Source organism: Pseudomonas sp. PvP089 (genome assembly GCF_017875165.1).
GTDB classification, from domain to species: Bacteria; Pseudomonadota; Gammaproteobacteria; order Pseudomonadales; family Pseudomonadaceae; genus Aquipseudomonas; species Aquipseudomonas fortuita.
The window spans coordinates 4,934,221-4,950,501 of sequence record NZ_JAGGME010000001.1 but is presented as its reverse complement, the minus strand read 5'-3'; the positions used below and the strand labels follow the sequence as shown (position 1 = coordinate 4,950,501).

Below are 16,281 nucleotides of genomic sequence, written 5' to 3'. Positions count from 1 at the left end.
CGGCGAAGCCGGTGCCTTGCACCGCGCGGTCCCTTTCGCGGGGCAAGCCCGCTCCCACAGGTTCACCACGGGGCTGAATGTTGTGCTACCCCTGCGGGAGCGGGTTTACCCGCGAAGGGGCCAGCACAGGCTATAGATGACTCAGCCCTTGCCACCCGGTGCCAGCATGTTCTCCGGCCGTACCCATTGGTCGAACTGCTCATTGGTCAGGTACTTCAGCTCCAGTGCAGCCTCGCGCAGGGTCTTGCCCTCGCTATAAGCCTTCTTGGCAATTTCCGCCGCCTTGTCGTAGCCAATATGCGGGTTCAATGCCGTTACCAGCATCAAGCCACGCTCCAGGTGCGCGGCCATCTGCTCGGCATCGGGCTCGATGCCCGCCACGCAGTGCAGCTGGAAGTTGCGGCAGCCATCGGCCAGCAGTTCGATCGACTGCAACAGGTTGTGGATGATCACCGGTTTGAACACGTTCAGCTGCAAATGCCCCTGGCTGGCGGCAAAACCGATGGCCGCGTCGTTGCCCAACACCTGGCAGGCCAGCATCGACAGCGCCTCGCACTGCGTCGGGTTGACCTTGCCTGGCATGATCGAGCTGCCCGGTTCGTTGGCTGGCAGGCGCACTTCGGCCAAACCGGCGCGCGGGCCGGAGCCCAGCAAACGCAGGTCGTTGGCGATTTTCATCAGCGCAACGGCCAGGGTTTTCAGGGCGCCCGCCAGGCTGGTGAGTGGTTCGTGGCCGGCGAGGGCGGCGAACTTGTTCGGCGCCGTGACAAAGGGTAGCCCGGACAGCGCCGCCAGCTCGGCGGCGATGGCTTCGGCAAAACCGTGCGGGGCATTCAGCCCGGTACCTACGGCGGTGCCGCCCTGGGCCAGTTCGCACACTGCCGGCAGGGTGGCGCGGATGGCGCGCTGGGCATAGTCGAGCTGGGCGACGAAGGCAGACACCTCCTGGCCGAAGGTAATCGGTGTGGCGTCCATCATGTGGGTGCGGCCAGTCTTTACCAGCTTTTGGTGGCGCCCCGACAGCTCGGCCAGCCCCGACGACAGTTCGGCGATGGCGGGCAACAGGTGCGCGTGCACCGCCTGCGCAGCAGCAATGTGCATGGCAGTCGGGAAGCAATCGTTGGAACTTTGCGAGCGATTGACATGATCGTTGGGGTGTACTGGCGCTTTGCCGCCGCGGCCTTTGCCGGCCAGTTCGTTGGCGCGCCCGGCGATCACTTCGTTGACGTTCATGTTGCTTTGCGTGCCGCTGCCGGTCTGCCAGACGACCAACGGGAACTGGTCGTCGTGCTGGCCACCCAGCACTTCGTCGGCGGCTTGTTCGATCAGCCGGGCGATGTCGGCCGGCAGGTCGCCGTTGCGGTCGTTGACGCGTGCCGCGGCCTTCTTGATCAGCGCCAGGGCGTGCAGCACCGCGATGGGCATGCGCTCCTTGCCAATGGCGAAGTTGATCAGCGAGCGCTGGGTTTGCGCACCCCAGTAGGCGCCTTCAGGAACTTCGACCGGGCCCAGGCTGTCTGTCTCGATACGGCTCATTCTGTACTCACTCCTGTGTAGTTCGAAATCGCAGTTTAGGCCTTGATTCGACCGAGCGGTTCCGTCGCTCGTCGTGCCACTTGAGCACATCGCCACCACGGCGCAGAATGCTCTACTCTGAGGTACCCGCCTCCCTCTCCTTGAAGGAAATGCAATGACCCGTCTCCGTGTCCTTTGTGCCGCCGTTGCCCTGGCTTGCGCCAGCGGCCAGGTGCTCGCTGCCACCGCCAGCCATAACGCTGCTGCCGAGAAATTCCTGACCCTGGCCAACGCCGACAAGCTGGGCACCCCGGTGTACATGCAGGTCCAGCAGATGTTCGCCCAGCGCTTTGCCCAGACCAAGGCCCCAGCCGCCAAGCAGCCGGTGCTGGAAAGCTACCAGGCCAAGGCCAACGCCGCGCTGGACAACGCCATCGGCTGGAACAAGCTGAAGCCGAAGATGGTCGACCTGTACACCCAGACCTTCACCGAACAAGAGCTGAAAGACCTGGTCAAGTTCTACGAATCGCCGCTGGGCAAGAAAGTACTGCGTGAAATGCCCAAGGTTACCCAGCAGTCGGCCCAGTTGACCCAGCAGAGCCTGGAGCCAGCAGTGCCGGTGGTGAACAAGCTGCTGGAAGACATGACCAAGGAACTGGACCCTAACGCAGGCAAGGCCGCCGTTCCTGCCAAGAAGTGAGCACGCCGCGATGACCATGCAACAGCGCATTGAACAACAGCTGGGTGCCTTGGCGCCGCAGCACCTGCAAGTGCTCGACGAAAGCCACATGCACAGTCGTGGTCAGGAGACCCACTACAAGGCAGTGATCGTCAGCGAGCAGTTTGCCGGGTTGAACAGCGTCAAGCGCCACCAGAAGGTGTACGCCACCATGGGTGAGCTGATGCAGCAGATCCATGCCCTGGCCATCCATACCTACACCGCAGAAGAGTGGGCCAAGGTCGGCGCAGCGCCGGCCTCGCCGGTGTGTGCCGGCGGCGGGCACTGAAACCTTTCTGTTGTTCTGGTAGAATCCTGCAAAATCCGGGGGCCGCTTTGCGGCCCTTTCGCGGCACAAGGCCGCTCCCACAGGAACCGCACTCGCCATCGGGTTACGCGGTCCCTGTGGGAGCGGCCTTGTGCCGCGAAAGGGGCGCAAAGCGCCCCCATGCTTTTTTCAATACCTGTCAAACCCGGTCCGCCCCTTACGAGGGCACCCACCTGGAGAACCTGTTTCATGTCACAACCCATCGTCGTCGCGGCGCTGTACAAGTTCGTCACCCTGCAAGACTACGTAGAGCTGCGCGAACCGCTGCTCAAGGCCATGCTCGACAACGACGTCAAAGGCACCCTGCTGCTGGCCCACGAAGGCATCAACGGCACTGTGTCGGCCACCCGCGAAGGCATCGACGGGCTGCTGGCCTGGTTGCGCAACGACCCGCGCCTGGCCGATGTCGACCATAAAGAATCGTACTGCGACGAGCAGCCGTTCTACCGCACCAAGGTCAAGCTCAAGAAAGAAATCGTCACCCTCGGCGTACCAGGCGTGGACCCGAACCAGGCGGTCGGCACCTATGTCGAACCCAAGGACTGGAACGCGCTGATCAGCGACCCGGAAGTGCTGCTGATCGACACCCGCAATGACTACGAAGTGGCCATTGGCACCTTCAAGGGCGCGGTGGACCCCAAGACCGAAACCTTCCGCGAGTTCCCGGAGTACATCAAGGCCAACTTCGACCCAAGCAAGCACAAGAAAGTGGCCATGTTCTGCACCGGCGGCATTCGTTGCGAAAAAGCCTCCAGCTACATGCTCGGTGAAGGCTTCGAGGCGGTCTATCATCTTAAGGGCGGCATCCTGAAATACTTCGAAGAAGTGCCTCAGGAAGAAAGCCTGTGGGACGGCGACTGCTTCGTCTTCGACAACCGCGTCACGGTGCGCCATGACCTGACCGAAGGCGAGTACGACCAGTGCCACGCCTGCCGCCACCCGATCAATGCACAAGAGCGCGCGTCCGAGCACTATTCGCCAGGTGTCAGCTGCCCGCATTGCTGGGACACCCTGAGCGAGAAGACCCGGCGCAGCGCCATCGACCGGCAGAAGCAGATCGAGCTGGCCAAGGCCCGCAACCTGCCGCACCCGATCGGTTACAACTACAAAGCCGAGGCTTGATGCATGTCTGCCCGCCTGATCTATGTGATGGACCCGATGTGCTCCTGGTGCTGGGGGTTCGCGCCGGTAGCCGCCGCCCTGATCGCCCAGGCGCGTGAGGCGGGCGTTGCCACCCGCGTGGTGCCGGGCGGGTTGCGCACCGGCGGCAGCGCGCTGGACAGCTCCACCCGCAAGTACATCCTCGAACACTGGCAGGCGGTGGCTGACGCCACCGGCCAGCCTTTTCGTTTCGAGGGGGCCATGCCTGACGGCTTCGTCTATGACACCGAGCCGGCCTGTCGCGCCCTGGTCACCGCCCGCGAGCTTGACGCCGAGCGCGTCTGGCCGCTGCTGGCGCTGATCCAGCGTTCGTTCTACGAGCAGGGCGTGGACGTGACCACTGCGCCACAGCTGGTCGAGCTGGCCTCGCAATGCGGCTTCGACCGCGCCGTGTTTGCCGACACCTTCGCCCGCGCCGATACCCGAGCCGCCACCGCAGCCGATTTCAGCTGGGCCCAGGACCTGGGTATCGCCGGCTTCCCGACCCTGCTGGCCGAACGCAATGGCCAGCTGGCGCTGCTGACCAACGGCTACCAGCCGCTGGAGCGCCTGCAACCCTTGCTCGGCCGCTGGCTGCAGCAGGCCGCCTGTGCTTGATGTGCCGGGGTCACCCGACCCGGTGCCGGGCAAGCCTCATGCTGCGGGCGATCGACTGAGCTGGGCGGAAATCCGCCGCCTGGCCCTGCATCATAAGAAAAACCTCTGGTCTGCCAACCTCATCGCCGTGCTGGCGGCTTGCTGCAGTGTGCCCATCCCGTTGCTGTTGCCCCTGCTGGTGGACGAAGTGCTGCTGGGCCATGGCGATGCCGCCCTGAAGTGGATGAACCACCTGCTGCCATCCAGCTGGCAGGTGGCAGCCGGTTATATCGGGCTGATGCTGGCGCTCACCTTGTGCCTGCGCCTGGCTGCCCTGGCATTCAACGTGCTCCAGGCCAAGTTGTTTGCCGGTTTGGCCAAGGATATCGTCTACCGCCTGCGCATCCGCCTGATCGAGCGCCTCAAGCGCATTTCGCTGAAGGAATACGAAAGCCTGGGCAGTGGCACGGTCACTACCCATCTGGTCACCGACCTGGACACCCTCGATAAGTTCGTTGGCGAAACACTCAGCCGTTTCCTGGTGGCCATGCTGACCTTGACCGGCACAGCGGCGATCCTGATCTGGATGCACTGGCAGCTGGCCTTGCTGATCTTGCTGTTCAACCCGCTGGTGATCTACTTCACCGTGCAGTTGGGCAAGCGCGTCAAACACCTTAAAAAGCTTGAGAACGACAGCACTGCGCGTTTTACCCAGGCGCTGACGGAAACCCTTGATGCCATCCAGGAAATCCGTGCAAGCAACCGCCAGGGCTACTTCCTTGGTCGCTTGGGCCTGCGCGCCCGCGAGGTGCGTGATTACGCCGTAGATTCCCAGTGGAAGAGCGATGCCAGTGGCCGAGCCAGTGGCTTGTTGTTCCAGTTCGGCATCGACATCTTCCGCGCCGCGGCCATGCTGACCGTACTGTTCTCCGACCTTTCCATCGGCCAGATGCTGGCGGTGTTCAGCTACCTGTGGTTCATGATCGGGCCGGTGGAGCAATTGCTCAACCTGCAATATGCCTACTACGCCGCGGGAGGTGCGCTGAGCCGCCTCAACGAGCTGCTGGCACGCGATGACGAGCCGCAGTACCCGGCCGCCAGCGACCCGTTCGCCGGCCGCGAGACGGTGGGCATCGAAGTGCGCGACTTGCGCTTTGCCTATGCTGACGAGCCGGTGCTGGAAAACCTCGACCTGTCCATCGCCCCGGGGGAAAAGGTGGCGATTGTCGGCGCCAGTGGCGGCGGCAAGAGCACCCTGGTGCAACTGCTGCTGGGCCTTTACAGCGCCCAGGCCGGGACCATCCGCTTTGGCGGTGCCAGCCTGCAGGAAATCGGCCTGGAAACCCTGCGCGAAAACGTCGCGGTGGTGTTGCAGCACCCGTCGCTGTTCAACGACACCGTACGCGCCAACCTGGCCATGGGCCGCGACTGCAGCGACGAGGCGTGCTGGCAGGCGCTGCGCATCGCCCAGCTGGATGTCACCATCGCCGCCTTGCCACAGGGCCTGGACAGTGTGGTGGGGCGTTCCGGCGTGCGCTTGTCTGGCGGGCAGCGCCAGCGCCTGGCCATTGCCCGCATGGTGCTGGCCGAGCCCAAGGTGGTCATTCTCGACGAAGCCACCTCGGCGCTGGACGCCGCCACCGAGTACAACCTGCACCAGGCCCTGGCGCGCTTCCTCAGCGGCCGCACCACGCTGATCATCGCCCACCGGCTGTCGGCGGTGAAGCAGGCCGACCGGGTGCTGGTGTTCGATGGCGGGCATGTCGCCGAAGATGGCGACCACCAGCAGCTGATTGCCGAGGGTGGGTTGTACGCCAAGCTTTATGGGCACTTGCAGCAAAGCTGAATTTCAGGTGCCTTGTGCCGTCGCTGTGGGAGCGGCCTTGTGTCGCGAAAGGGCTGCAAAGCAGCCCCGGCAATTTCAGCATCAACCTTGAAATCCGGGGGCCGCGTCGCGGCCCTTTCGCGACGCAAGGCCGCTCCCACAGCGTGCGTGCAAATCCTGCGATTCCCTGTCATAAAAAACCCCGTCACGTTGATGGCAGATGGCCTACGCTGTGCTTGTCTGGGTCGATTTGCGCCTTATCTGCTCTGTGACAGGGACTCCATGAAGGGACATCGCACACTCGAAGCGCCAAAGTTGCTCGGCATCACTTGGCCCTTCATCGCCGTTGTGGTCTTCCAGGTGGCACTCGGTAGCCTCAGCCTTTATACGCTGTCGGCCGTGCGTGCCTATGTCGCGGGCGAAAGCCTGTGGTCCAAGGCGCAGAAAGACGCCATCTATTACCTGAACCTGTACGCCGACACCCGCGACGAAAGCACCTACCAGCGTTATCGCCAGGCCATTACCGTGCCCCAGGGTGACCACCAGCTACGCGAGGTGCTCGACCACCCCAGCCCCGACCTGGCTGCCGCGCGCCAAGCTGTGCTGCAAGGCGGCAACCACTCTAACGATGTCGAACGGATCATCTGGTTCTACCGTAACTTTCGCAACATCAGCTACATGCAGACAGCCATCGACTACTGGGACATCGGCGACGACTACCTGGCCAAGCTCGATGTACTGGCCGGCGAGATGCGCCAAAGTTTTGCCAATGGCCCGGTCGACGCCCAGGCAGTCAACGCCTGGAAAGCCCGCATCGTCACCATCAACGAAGGGGTCACGCCGGCGGCCAAGGCGTTCAGCGATGCCTTGGGCGAAGGCTCGCGCATGTTGCTGCGGGTGCTGCTGATTACCAACCTGCTGACAGCGATGTTCCTCATTACCATTGCCTGGCGCCGCTCCAGCAAGCTGCTGGCCCAGCGGCAGGCATTTGCCAGCGCACTGCAGGAAGAAAAAGAGCGGGCCCAGACCACGTTGCAGGCCATTGGCGATGCGGTCATTACCACCGACGTGGATGGCTGCATCGGCTACATGAACCCAGCCGCCGAGCAACTGACGCATTGGCAGTCTGGCCAGGCCCAGGGCTTGCCGTTGTCGGCGCTGTTCAGCCTGGTGGACGAGCAGGCCGAGGAAGATGGCCGCAGCCTGGTCGAGCAGGTACTGAGTGGCAGCCTCAAGGGCGGCGCCGAGCATGCCCGGCTGATCCAGCGCCTGGATGGCAGCACCGTGTCGATCAACCTGGTGGGCTCGCCGATCGTCAGTAACGGCCAGCTCAGTGGCATCGTCCTGGTGCTGCATGACATGACCCAGGAGCGGCAGTACATCGCCAACCTGTCCTGGCAGGCTACCCATGACGCCCTGACCGGGCTGGCCAACCGCCGTGAGTTCGAATACCGCCTGGAGCAGGCGCTGAACGGCCTGGCGCGCCAGGCCGGGCGGCATTCGCTGATGTTCCTTGACCTTGACCAGTTCAAGCTGGTGAACGACACCTGCGGGCATGCCGCTGGCGACGAATTGTTGCGGCACATCTGCGCTGTGCTGCAATCGGGCCTGCGCGAAGGCGATACCCTGGCGCGGCTGGGTGGCGATGAGTTTGGCGTGCTGCTGGAAAACTGCCCGCCCGAGCAGGCCGAGCGCATTGCCGAGCAGTTGCGCCAGATGGTGCAGAGCTTGCACTTTGTGTGGAAGGGGCGGCCGTTCGTCACTACGGTCAGCGTCGGCCTGGTGCACATGGCCCAGGCACCTGGCACCCTGGAGGCCTCGCTGCGGGCCGCCGACATGGCTTGCTACATGGCCAAGGAGAAGGGCCGCAACCGCGTACAGGTGTACCACACCGACGACAGCGAGCTGTCCATGCGTTTTGGCGAAATGGCCTGGATCCAGCGCTTGCACGTGGCTCTGGAAGAAAACCGCTTCTGCCTCTACGCACAGGAAATAGCGCCGCTGAAAGCCTTTGAAGGCCCAGGCCATATCGAAATCCTGCTGCGCCTGCACGACGAAAGTGGCCGCACCATCCTGCCCAGCAGCTTCATTCCTGCGGCCGAGCGCTACGGCCTGATGAGTGCGCTGGACCGTTGGGTGGTGCGCAATGTGTTCCAGGTTGTGCGCCAATGCCTGGACGAAGGCCGCGAAGGGCCGCTGTCGACCTGCGCGATCAACCTGTCAGGGTCGAGCATTGGCGATGACAAGTTCCTTGAATACCTGCAGCGGTTGTTTGTCGAGTATGCCATTCCGCCGCGGATGATCTGTTTCGAAATCACCGAAACCAGCGCAATTGCCAACCTGGGCAGTGCCATTCGCTTCATCAACGAGTTGAAGGGGCTGGGCTGCCGCTTTTCGCTCGATGACTTCTGCGCCGGCATGTCGTCGTTCGCCTACCTCAAGCATTTGCCGGTGGATTACTTGAAGATCGACGGCAGTTTCGTCAAGGACATGCTCGACGACCCGATCAACCGGGCCATGGTCGAGGTCATCAACCACATCGGCCATGTCATGGGTAAACGCACTATCGCCGAGTTCGTCGAAACACCCTTGATCGAGCAGGCCCTGCAGGAAATAGGCGTGGATTACGCCCAGGGTTACCTGATCGAGCGCCCCCAGGTGTTCACCTGTGACAGTCTGCAGCGCCAACGGATTGCCGCCCGGCCTCTGTTGCAGCGGGCACCTGGCACATTTCGCTAGCGAGAAATCACAAGGATCAAGGAGCTGAAAGTGATTGATGCATTCGTTCGTATCGGGCCTCTGATGGACCCCGCCAGCTACCCCCAATGGGCCCAGCAACTGATTGAAGACTGCCGGGAGAGCAAGCGCCGGGTGGTGGAGCATGAGTTCTACGCGCGCCTGCGCGACGGCCAGCTCAAGCAGTCGACCATTCGTCAGTACCTGATCGGTGGCTGGCCGGTGGTGGAGCAGTTCTCTCTGTACATGGCCCATAACCTGACCAAGACCCGCTATGGCCGCCATCAGGGCGAAGACATGGCGCGGCGCTGGCTGATGCGCAACATCCGCGTCGAGCTCAACCATGCCGACTACTGGGTGAACTGGTGCCAGGCCCATGGTGTGCACCTGCATGATTTGCAGGCCCAGGAAGTGCCACCCGAGCTGAACGGCCTGAACGACTGGTGCTGGCGCGTGTGCGCCACCGAGAACCTGGCCATTTCCATGGCAGCGACCAACTACGCCATCGAGGGTGCGACCGGGGAATGGTCGGCGGTGGTGTGCTCGACCGATACCTACGCCCAGGGCTTCCCGGAAGACCAGCGCAAGCGGGCGATGAAGTGGTTGAAAATGCATGCCCAGTACGATGATGCGCACCCTTGGGAGGCGCTGGAAATCATCTGTACCCTGGCCGGCGAGAACCCGAGCCTTGGGCTGCGTACCGAGTTGCGCAGGGCGATTTGCAAGAGTTACGACTGCATGTACCTGTTCCTGGAGCGGTGCATGCAGCTGGAGAGCCGCCAGCAAGGCCGTTTGCGCCCGGCGTTGGCGGCCGGCTGATCTTTCGCCTGTCCTGGCCCTATCGCCGGCAAGCCAGCTCCCACAGGGATTCCACATTGCCCTGGCCTGTGGTGATCCTGTGGGAGCTGGCTTGCCGGCGATAGGGTCAGGACAGGCAAAAAAGCTTATTGGGCGTTGAGAGCCTGCCCATTCACCTCTTTGCTGTCCGGCCCCATCAGGTACAGATACACCGGCATGATCTCTTCAGGCAGCGGGTTGTTCTGCGGGTTTTCGCTGGGGTAAGCCTGGGCCCGCATCGCTGTGCGCGTGGCGCCCGGGTTGATGCTGTTGGAGCGCACGGGTGCCACGCCTTCCAGTTCGTCAGCCAGGGTCTGCATCAGGCCCTCGGTCGCGAACTTCGACACGCCATAGGCGCCCCAGTAGGCCCGGCCTTTGCGGCCGACGCTGCTGCTGGTGAACACCACCGAGGCGTCTTCCGACAGCTTCAGCAGGGGCAGCAGGGTGCTGGTGAGCATGAAGGTGGCATCGACGTTGATGTGCATCACGCGCATGAAGTTGTCGCCCGACAACTGTTCCAGCGGCGTGCGCGGGCCAATGATCGAGGCGTTGTTCAGCAGGCCGTCCAGGCGGCCGAACTGGTCTTCGATCATCACTGCCAACTCGTCGTACTGGTGGGGCAGGGCGGTTTCCAGGTTGAACGGGATGACCACCGGTTGCGGGTGTCGGGCGGCTTCGATCTGGTCGTAGACCTCGTTCAGGTTGGCCTCGGTCTTGCCCAGCAGTAGCACGGTGGCGCCCAGTGCAGCGTAAGCCTTTGCGGCCGCGGCACCAATGCCGCGGCCGGCGCCGGTAACCAGGATGACCCGGCCTTGCAGCAGGTCGGGACGGGCGGTGTAGTCGAACATTGTGTATTCCCTGTCTCTAGTTCAGCAGCCACACAGCGCGCTGTCGATCACTTTGCGCAGTTCCAGCGGGTGGTCCACCACCACGTCGGCACCCCAGTTGTTGGGGTTGTCCTCTGGATGAATATAGCCGTAACGCACCGCAGCCGTGCGCGTGCCAGCGTCGCGGCCAGACTCGATGTCGCGCAGGTCGTCGCCAACGAACAGCACGCTGGCAGGGTCCAGGCCCAGGGTGGTGCAGGCCAGGGTCAGCGGCTCGGGGTCAGGCTTGCTGTTCTTCACGTGGTCCGGGCAGATCAGCAGTGCCGAGCGCTCGGCCAGGCCCAGCTGCTGCATGATCGGCTCGGCGAAGCGTACCGGCTTGTTGGTGACCACGCCCCACAGCAGGTTGCCTTTTTCGATGTCAGCCAGCAGCTCGGCCATGCCGTCGAACAGCTTGCTGTGGACCGCGCAGTCGCGTTGGTAGCGCTCCAGAAACTCCAGGCGCAGGGCCTCGAAGCCCTCGGCTTCCGGGTCCATGGCAAACGCAGTGGCAACCATGGCGCGGGCGCCGCCAGAGATCACGCCACGGATCAGGTGGTCGTCAACGGCTGGCAGGCCGCGCTCGGCGAGCATGGCCTGGCAAATGGCGATGAAGTCCGGCGCCGTGTCGAGCAAGGTGCCGTCCATGTCGAAGAGTACTGCTCGCAAACGCATGCTCATTCCTCGCGCAGGGTCTGGATCATGTAGTTGACGTCGACGTCGCTGTTGAGCTTGTAGTGCTTGGTCAGCGGGTTATAGGTGAGGCCAATGATGTCCTTCACCTGCAGGCCGGCATCACGGCTCCAGGCGCCCAGTTCGGACGGGCGGATGAACTTCTTGAAGTCATGGGTGCCGCGCGGCAGCATCTTCAGGATGTACTCGGCGCCGACGATGGCCAGCAGGTAGGCCTTGGGGTTGCGGTTGATGGTGGAGAAGAACACCTGGCCGCCTGGCTTGACCATACGGTAGCAGGCGCGAATCACCGAGGACGGGTCGGGGACGTGTTCGAGCATTTCCAGGCAGGTGACAACGTCGAACTGTTCAGGCATTTCTTCGGCAAGGGCTTCGGCGGTGATCTGCCGGTACTCCACCTGTACGCCCGACTCCAGCTGGTGCAGCTGGGCCACCGCCAGTGGTGCCTCGCCCATGTCGATACCGGTTACCGTGGCGCCGCGCAGGGCCATGGCTTCGCTGAGGATGCCGCCGCCGCAGCCTACGTCCAGCACTTTCTTGCCGGCCAGGCTGGCCCGCTCGTCGATCCAGTTGACGCGTAGCGGGTTGATTTCGTGCAGCGGCTTGAACTCGCTTTCGCGGTCCCACCAACGGTGGGCCAGCGCTTCGAACTTGGCGATTTCGGCGCGGTCGACGTTGCTCATTGAACAGTCCTCTGAAACTTCGCAAAATTGGGCCGGAGTATACCCGAGCGCTCGGCCCCCAGGCTCGCTATAATCGCCGGCTTTTGACATGCGAACCACGGGGAGAGGCGATGCGCGAGCGACTTTTGGCGGCGGAGAAGGTGACCGGGATCCGCTGGCAGGGCGGCATCTTGCACCTGCTCGACCAGCGCCTGCTGCCGTCGGAGGAACGCTGGCTGGCCTGCGACAATGTTGCGCAGGTGGCGGCGGCAATCCGCGACATGGCGGTGCGCGGCGCCTCGGCCATTGGTATTGCCGCGGCCTACGGCCTGGTATTGGCCCTGGAAGAGCGGCTGGCCGAGGGTGGCGACTGGGAAATGGACCTGGAAGAAGACTACCTCACCCTTGCCGAAGCACGCCCCACGGCGGCCAACCTGTTCTGGGCGCTGAACCGCATGCGCGAACGCCTGCTGCGCCTGCGCCCTGATGAAGACGTGCTGGCCGTGCTGGAGGCAGAGGCCGTGGCCATCCACGAAAGCGACCGTGAAGCCAACCTGACCATGGCCCAGCAAGGTATCGAGCTGATCCGTCGTCATCAGGGCAATGCCCAGGCCCTGCTCACCTACGGCAATGCCGGTGCCCTGGCCAGCGGCGGTTTTGGCACCGCCCTGGGGGTGATTCGCGCCGGCTACCTGGAGGGCATGGTCGAGCGGGTGTACGCCGGCGAGACTCGCCCCTGGTTGCAAGGCTCGCGCCTGACCGCCTGGGAGCTGGCCAACGAAGGCATCCCGGTAACGCTCTGTGCCGACTCGGCGCTGGCGCACCTGATGAAGAGCAAGGGCATCACCTGGGTGGTGGTGGGGGCGGACTGCATTGCTGCCAATGGTGACGTGGCCAGCAAGATCGGCACTTACCAGCTGGCGGTCAGTGCCATGCACCACGGCGTGCGCTTCATGGTGGTGGCGCCGAGCACCAGCATCGACCTGAACCTGGCCACCGGCGAGGATATCCCGCTGGAAGAGCGTGACGCCGACGAGTGGCTGGACTTTGGCGGTGCCCCGGCGGTACCGGATGTCGAAGTGTTCAACCCGGTGTTCGATGTGACCCCGGCCGACTTGATCGACGTGATCGTGACCGAGCGGGGCATCGTAGAGCGCCCGGATACCGCCAAGCTGGCCCAGTTGATTTGCCGCAAGCGGCTGCATTGATTTTGCGCTGCCTGCACCGGACTCTTCGCGGGCTTGCCCGCTCCCACAGGGATATCGCATGGCCTTAGGGCGGTGGTGAATCTGTGGGAGCGGGCGAGCCCGCGAAGAGGCCGGTGCAGGCAATACAAAAAACCAGGATTCAAACCCGGCTGAGACCAACTGCCACCTCTCCCCACCGCCCCCGCCTTTGTGATAACATCCGGCAGTTTCCAAGACCGCTCATCACGGCGGCCTTCATTGCGCAGATCCATGGCACAACTCATTGATTTGTCGTAAGTCGTCGCACCCTTATGCGCTGCGGCGGCGAGCTTCGTTCGGCCCTTGATGGAGCTGCGAAGTTTCACCAGAAAAAGGAATCAGGCTTCTCATGGGCGAACTGGCCAAAGAAATCCTCCCGGTCAATATCGAAGACGAACTGAGACAGTCTTACCTCGACTACGCGATGAGCGTGATTGTCGGGCGAGCGCTGCCCGATGCGCGTGACGGCTTGAAGCCCGTGCATCGTCGCGTTCTCTATGCGATGAGCGAACTGGGCAACGACTGGAACAAGCCGTACAAGAAATCCGCCCGTGTGGTCGGTGACGTGATCGGTAAGTACCACCCGCACGGCGACACTGCGGTCTACGACACCATCGTGCGTATGGCCCAGCCGTTCTCGCTGCGCTACCTGCTGGTCGATGGTCAGGGCAACTTCGGTTCGGTGGACGGCGACAACGCTGCGGCCATGCGATACACCGAAGTGCGCATGACCAAGCTGGCTCACGAGCTGCTGGCCGACCTGCACAAGGAAACCGTCGACTGGGTGCCCAACTATGACGGCACCGAGCAGATCCCGGCGGTCATGCCGACCCGTATTCCCAACCTGCTGGTCAACGGATCCAGCGGTATCGCCGTGGGCATGGCGACCAACATTCCGCCACACAACCTCGGTGAAGTGATCGACGGCTGCCTGGCGCTGATCGACAACCCCGAAGTCACCATCGATGAGCTGATGCAGTTCATCCCTGGGCCGGACTTCCCGACTGCCGGTATCATCAACGGCCGTCAGGGCATCATCGAGGCGTATCGTACCGGTCGTGGCCGCATCTACATGCGTGCCCGCTCCGAAATCGAAGACATCGACAAGGTTGGCGGCCGTCAGCAGATCGTCGTGACCGAGCTGCCGTACCAGCTGAACAAGGCGCGCCTCATCGAGAAGATCGCCGAGCTGGTAAAAGAGAAGAAGATCGAAGGCATCACCGAGCTGCGCGACGAGTCCGACAAGGACGGCATGCGCATCGTCATCGAGCTTCGCCGCGGCGAGGTGCCGGAGGTGGTGCTCAACAACCTCTACCAGCAAACCCAGCTGCAGAGCGTGTTCGGCATCAACGTGGTCGCCCTGATCGACGGCCGTCCGCGTTTGCTCAACCTCAAGGACCTGCTCGAAGCGTTCGTCCGTCACCGCCGTGAAGTGGTGACACGCCGTACCGTATTCGAGCTGCGCAAGGCCCGTGAGCGTGGCCACATCCTTGAAGGCCAGGCGGTTGCACTGTCCAACATCGACCCGGTCATCGCCCTGATCAAGGCGTCGCCAACCCCGTCCGAGGCCAAGGAAGCCCTGGTTTCCACGCCGTGGGAATCCAGTGCCGTGCAGGTCATGGTCGAGCGCGCCGGCGCCGATTCCTGCCGCCCTGAGGACCTGCCGGAGCAGTACGGCCTGCATGACGGCAAGTACTTCCTGTCGCCGGAACAGGCCCAGGCCATCCTCGACCTGCGCCTGCACCGCCTGACCGGCCTTGAGCACGAGAAGCTGCTGGCCGAGTACCAGGAAATCCTCGAGCAGATCGGCGAGCTGATCCGCATCCTCAGCAGCGCAGAGCGCCTGATGGAAGTGATCCGCGAAGAGCTGGAAGCCATCCGTGCCGAATACGGCGATGTGCGCCGCACCGAAATTCTCAATGCCAGCCACGACCTCAACTACGGCGACATGATCCCGGAAGAAGAGCGCGTGGTCACCATCTCCCACGGTGGTTATGCCAAGACCCAGCCATTGTCCGCTTATCAGGCCCAGCGCCGTGGCGGTAAAGGCAAGTCGGCGACCGGCGTGAAGGACGAGGACTACATCGAGCACCTGTTGGTCGCCAACAGCCATGCCACCCTGTTGCTGTTCTCCAGCAAGGGCAAGGTGTACTGGAAGAAGACCTACGAAATCCCCGAAGCGTCCCGCGCTGCCCGTGGTCGCCCGCTGGTCAACCTGCTGCCGCTGGAGGAAGGTGAGCGCATCACCGCCATGCTGCAGATCGACCTCGAAGCGCTGCAGCAGAACGCTGACCTTGACGAAGAGCTGGAAGACGCTGATGACACCGTGCTCGAGGGTGAGCTGGTAGAGGCCGAGGAAGTCGACGAGGAAGATGGCGACACCGCAGAGTGGGTGGCAGAGCCGACAGGCGCCTACATCTTCATGGCCACGGCCTCCGGTACCGTCAAGAAAACCCCGCTGGTGCAGTTCGCCCGCCCACGCTCCAACGGCCTGATCGCCCTGAAGCTGAAGGAAGGTGACACCCTGATTGCGGCGGCCATCACTGACGGCGCCAAAGAAGTCATGATGTTCTCCGACGCCGGCAAGGTCATCCGTTTCGCCGAGAGCGTAGTGCGTGAAATGGGCCGTACTGCCCGTGGTGTTCGCGGCATGAAGCTGGGCAAAGGCCAGCAGATCATTTCGATGCTGATCCCGGAGTCCGGTTCGCAGATTCTCACTGCCTCCGAGCGTGGCTTCGGCAAGCGCACCCCGCTGTCCAAGTTCCCGCGTCGCGGCCGTGGTGGCCAGGGCGTGATTGCCATGGGTACCAAAGGGCGCAACGGCCTGCTGATCGGTGCTATCCAGGTGCAGGAAGGCGAGGAGATCATGCTGATTTCCGACCAGGGCACCCTGGTGCGCACCCGTGTTGGCGAAGTGTCCAGCCTGAGCCGTAACACCCAGGGTGTGACGCTGATCAAGCTGGCGGCGGATGAAACACTGGTGGGCCTGGAGCGGATCCAGGAGCCGTCCGAGGACGAACTCGATGAAGTGATCGAGGTGGACGAGGAGGGCACCGAGGCTGAAGCGCCAGACAATGAAGACGCTGCGGGTGCCGAAGAGGCCCCGCAGGAGTAAGCGAGCGTAAACCCGGACGGGGC

At 63.2% G+C, this 16,281-nt stretch carries 13 protein-coding genes; 9 read left to right on the top strand and 4 right to left on the bottom strand.

Annotation, left to right across the window (positions count from 1 at the left end):
- Window positions 1-141: 141 nt before the first annotated feature.
- A complete protein-coding gene (locus J3A71_RS22555; protein WP_016485343.1) occupies window positions 142-1,536 on the bottom strand; it encodes a class II fumarate hydratase in 1,395 nt (464 codons plus the stop codon).
- 154 nt (window positions 1,537-1,690) lie between these two features.
- Here J3A71_RS22555 and J3A71_RS22550 point away from each other — a divergent pair, with 154 nt between their 5' ends.
- The 7 genes from J3A71_RS22550 to J3A71_RS22520 all read left to right on the top strand — a co-directional run bounded on the left by J3A71_RS22550 (window position 1,691) and on the right by J3A71_RS22520 (window position 9,678).
- Window positions 1,691-2,215, top strand: a complete 525-nt coding sequence (locus J3A71_RS22550) for a DUF2059 domain-containing protein (protein ID WP_016485344.1) — start codon at window positions 1,691-1,693, stop codon at window positions 2,213-2,215.
- A 10-nt stretch (window positions 2,216-2,225) separates the two neighbouring features.
- Entirely contained in the window at window positions 2,226-2,522 is a 297-nt protein-coding gene (locus J3A71_RS22545) for a BolA family protein (protein ID WP_023047764.1), read from the top strand.
- Between the two features lie 228 nt (window positions 2,523-2,750).
- Window positions 2,751-3,683, top strand: coding sequence for a rhodanese-related sulfurtransferase (locus J3A71_RS22540; protein WP_016485346.1), 933 nt, complete (start codon window positions 2,751-2,753; stop codon window positions 3,681-3,683).
- A 3-nt stretch (window positions 3,684-3,686) separates the two neighbouring features.
- On the top strand, window positions 3,687-4,319 hold the full coding sequence (locus J3A71_RS22535; RefSeq protein WP_145913253.1) for a DsbA family protein: 633 nt from the start codon (window positions 3,687-3,689) through the stop codon (window positions 4,317-4,319).
- Window positions 4,312-6,144: an ABC transporter ATP-binding protein gene (locus tag J3A71_RS22530; protein WP_209953296.1), complete on the top strand. Its 1,833-nt coding sequence runs from the start codon at window positions 4,312-4,314 to the stop codon at window positions 6,142-6,144. The genes J3A71_RS22535 and J3A71_RS22530 overlap by 8 nt, the downstream gene beginning before the upstream one ends.
- A gap of 261 nt (window positions 6,145-6,405) precedes the next feature.
- Window positions 6,406-8,862 (top strand): EAL domain-containing protein, encoded by a 2,457-nt coding sequence (locus J3A71_RS22525; protein WP_023047426.1) that lies wholly within the window; start codon window positions 6,406-6,408, stop codon window positions 8,860-8,862.
- Window positions 8,863-8,892: 30 nt separating this feature from the next.
- The gene (locus J3A71_RS22520; RefSeq protein WP_023047425.1) at window positions 8,893-9,678 is read left to right on the top strand and encodes an iron-containing redox enzyme family protein; all 786 of its coding nucleotides are present in this window, start codon (window positions 8,893-8,895) and stop codon (window positions 9,676-9,678) included.
- Between the two features lie 125 nt (window positions 9,679-9,803).
- Here J3A71_RS22520 and J3A71_RS22515 read toward each other — a convergent pair whose 3' ends face one another.
- Genes J3A71_RS22515 through ubiG form a run of 3 tightly spaced genes read right to left on the bottom strand, consistent with a single transcriptional unit; the run spans window position 9,804 to window position 11,938 of the window.
- Window positions 9,804-10,544 carry a YciK family oxidoreductase gene (locus tag J3A71_RS22515; protein WP_209953294.1) on the bottom strand — a complete coding sequence of 247 codons (741 nt, stop codon included), beginning with the start codon at window positions 10,542-10,544 and terminating at the stop codon, window positions 9,804-9,806.
- 21 nt (window positions 10,545-10,565) lie between these two features.
- Window positions 10,566-11,237, bottom strand: a complete 672-nt coding sequence (gene mupP, locus J3A71_RS22510; protein ID WP_016485352.1) for an N-acetylmuramic acid 6-phosphate phosphatase MupP — start codon at window positions 11,235-11,237, stop codon at window positions 10,566-10,568.
- Between the two features lie 2 nt (window positions 11,238-11,239).
- On the bottom strand, window positions 11,240-11,938 hold the full coding sequence (ubiG, locus tag J3A71_RS22505; protein ID WP_012271034.1) for a bifunctional 2-polyprenyl-6-hydroxyphenol methylase/3-demethylubiquinol 3-O-methyltransferase UbiG: 699 nt from the start codon (window positions 11,936-11,938) through the stop codon (window positions 11,240-11,242).
- A 110-nt stretch (window positions 11,939-12,048) separates the two neighbouring features.
- On the opposite strand from ubiG, the gene mtnA reads away from it, so the two are divergent.
- Window positions 12,049-13,125, top strand: a complete 1,077-nt coding sequence (mtnA, locus tag J3A71_RS22500) for an S-methyl-5-thioribose-1-phosphate isomerase (RefSeq protein ID WP_016485353.1) — start codon at window positions 12,049-12,051, stop codon at window positions 13,123-13,125.
- Between the two features lie 367 nt (window positions 13,126-13,492).
- Window positions 13,493-16,258 (top strand): DNA gyrase subunit A, encoded by a 2,766-nt coding sequence (gyrA, locus tag J3A71_RS22495; RefSeq protein ID WP_023047424.1) that lies wholly within the window; start codon window positions 13,493-13,495, stop codon window positions 16,256-16,258.
- Window positions 16,259-16,281: the final 23 nt, after the last annotated feature.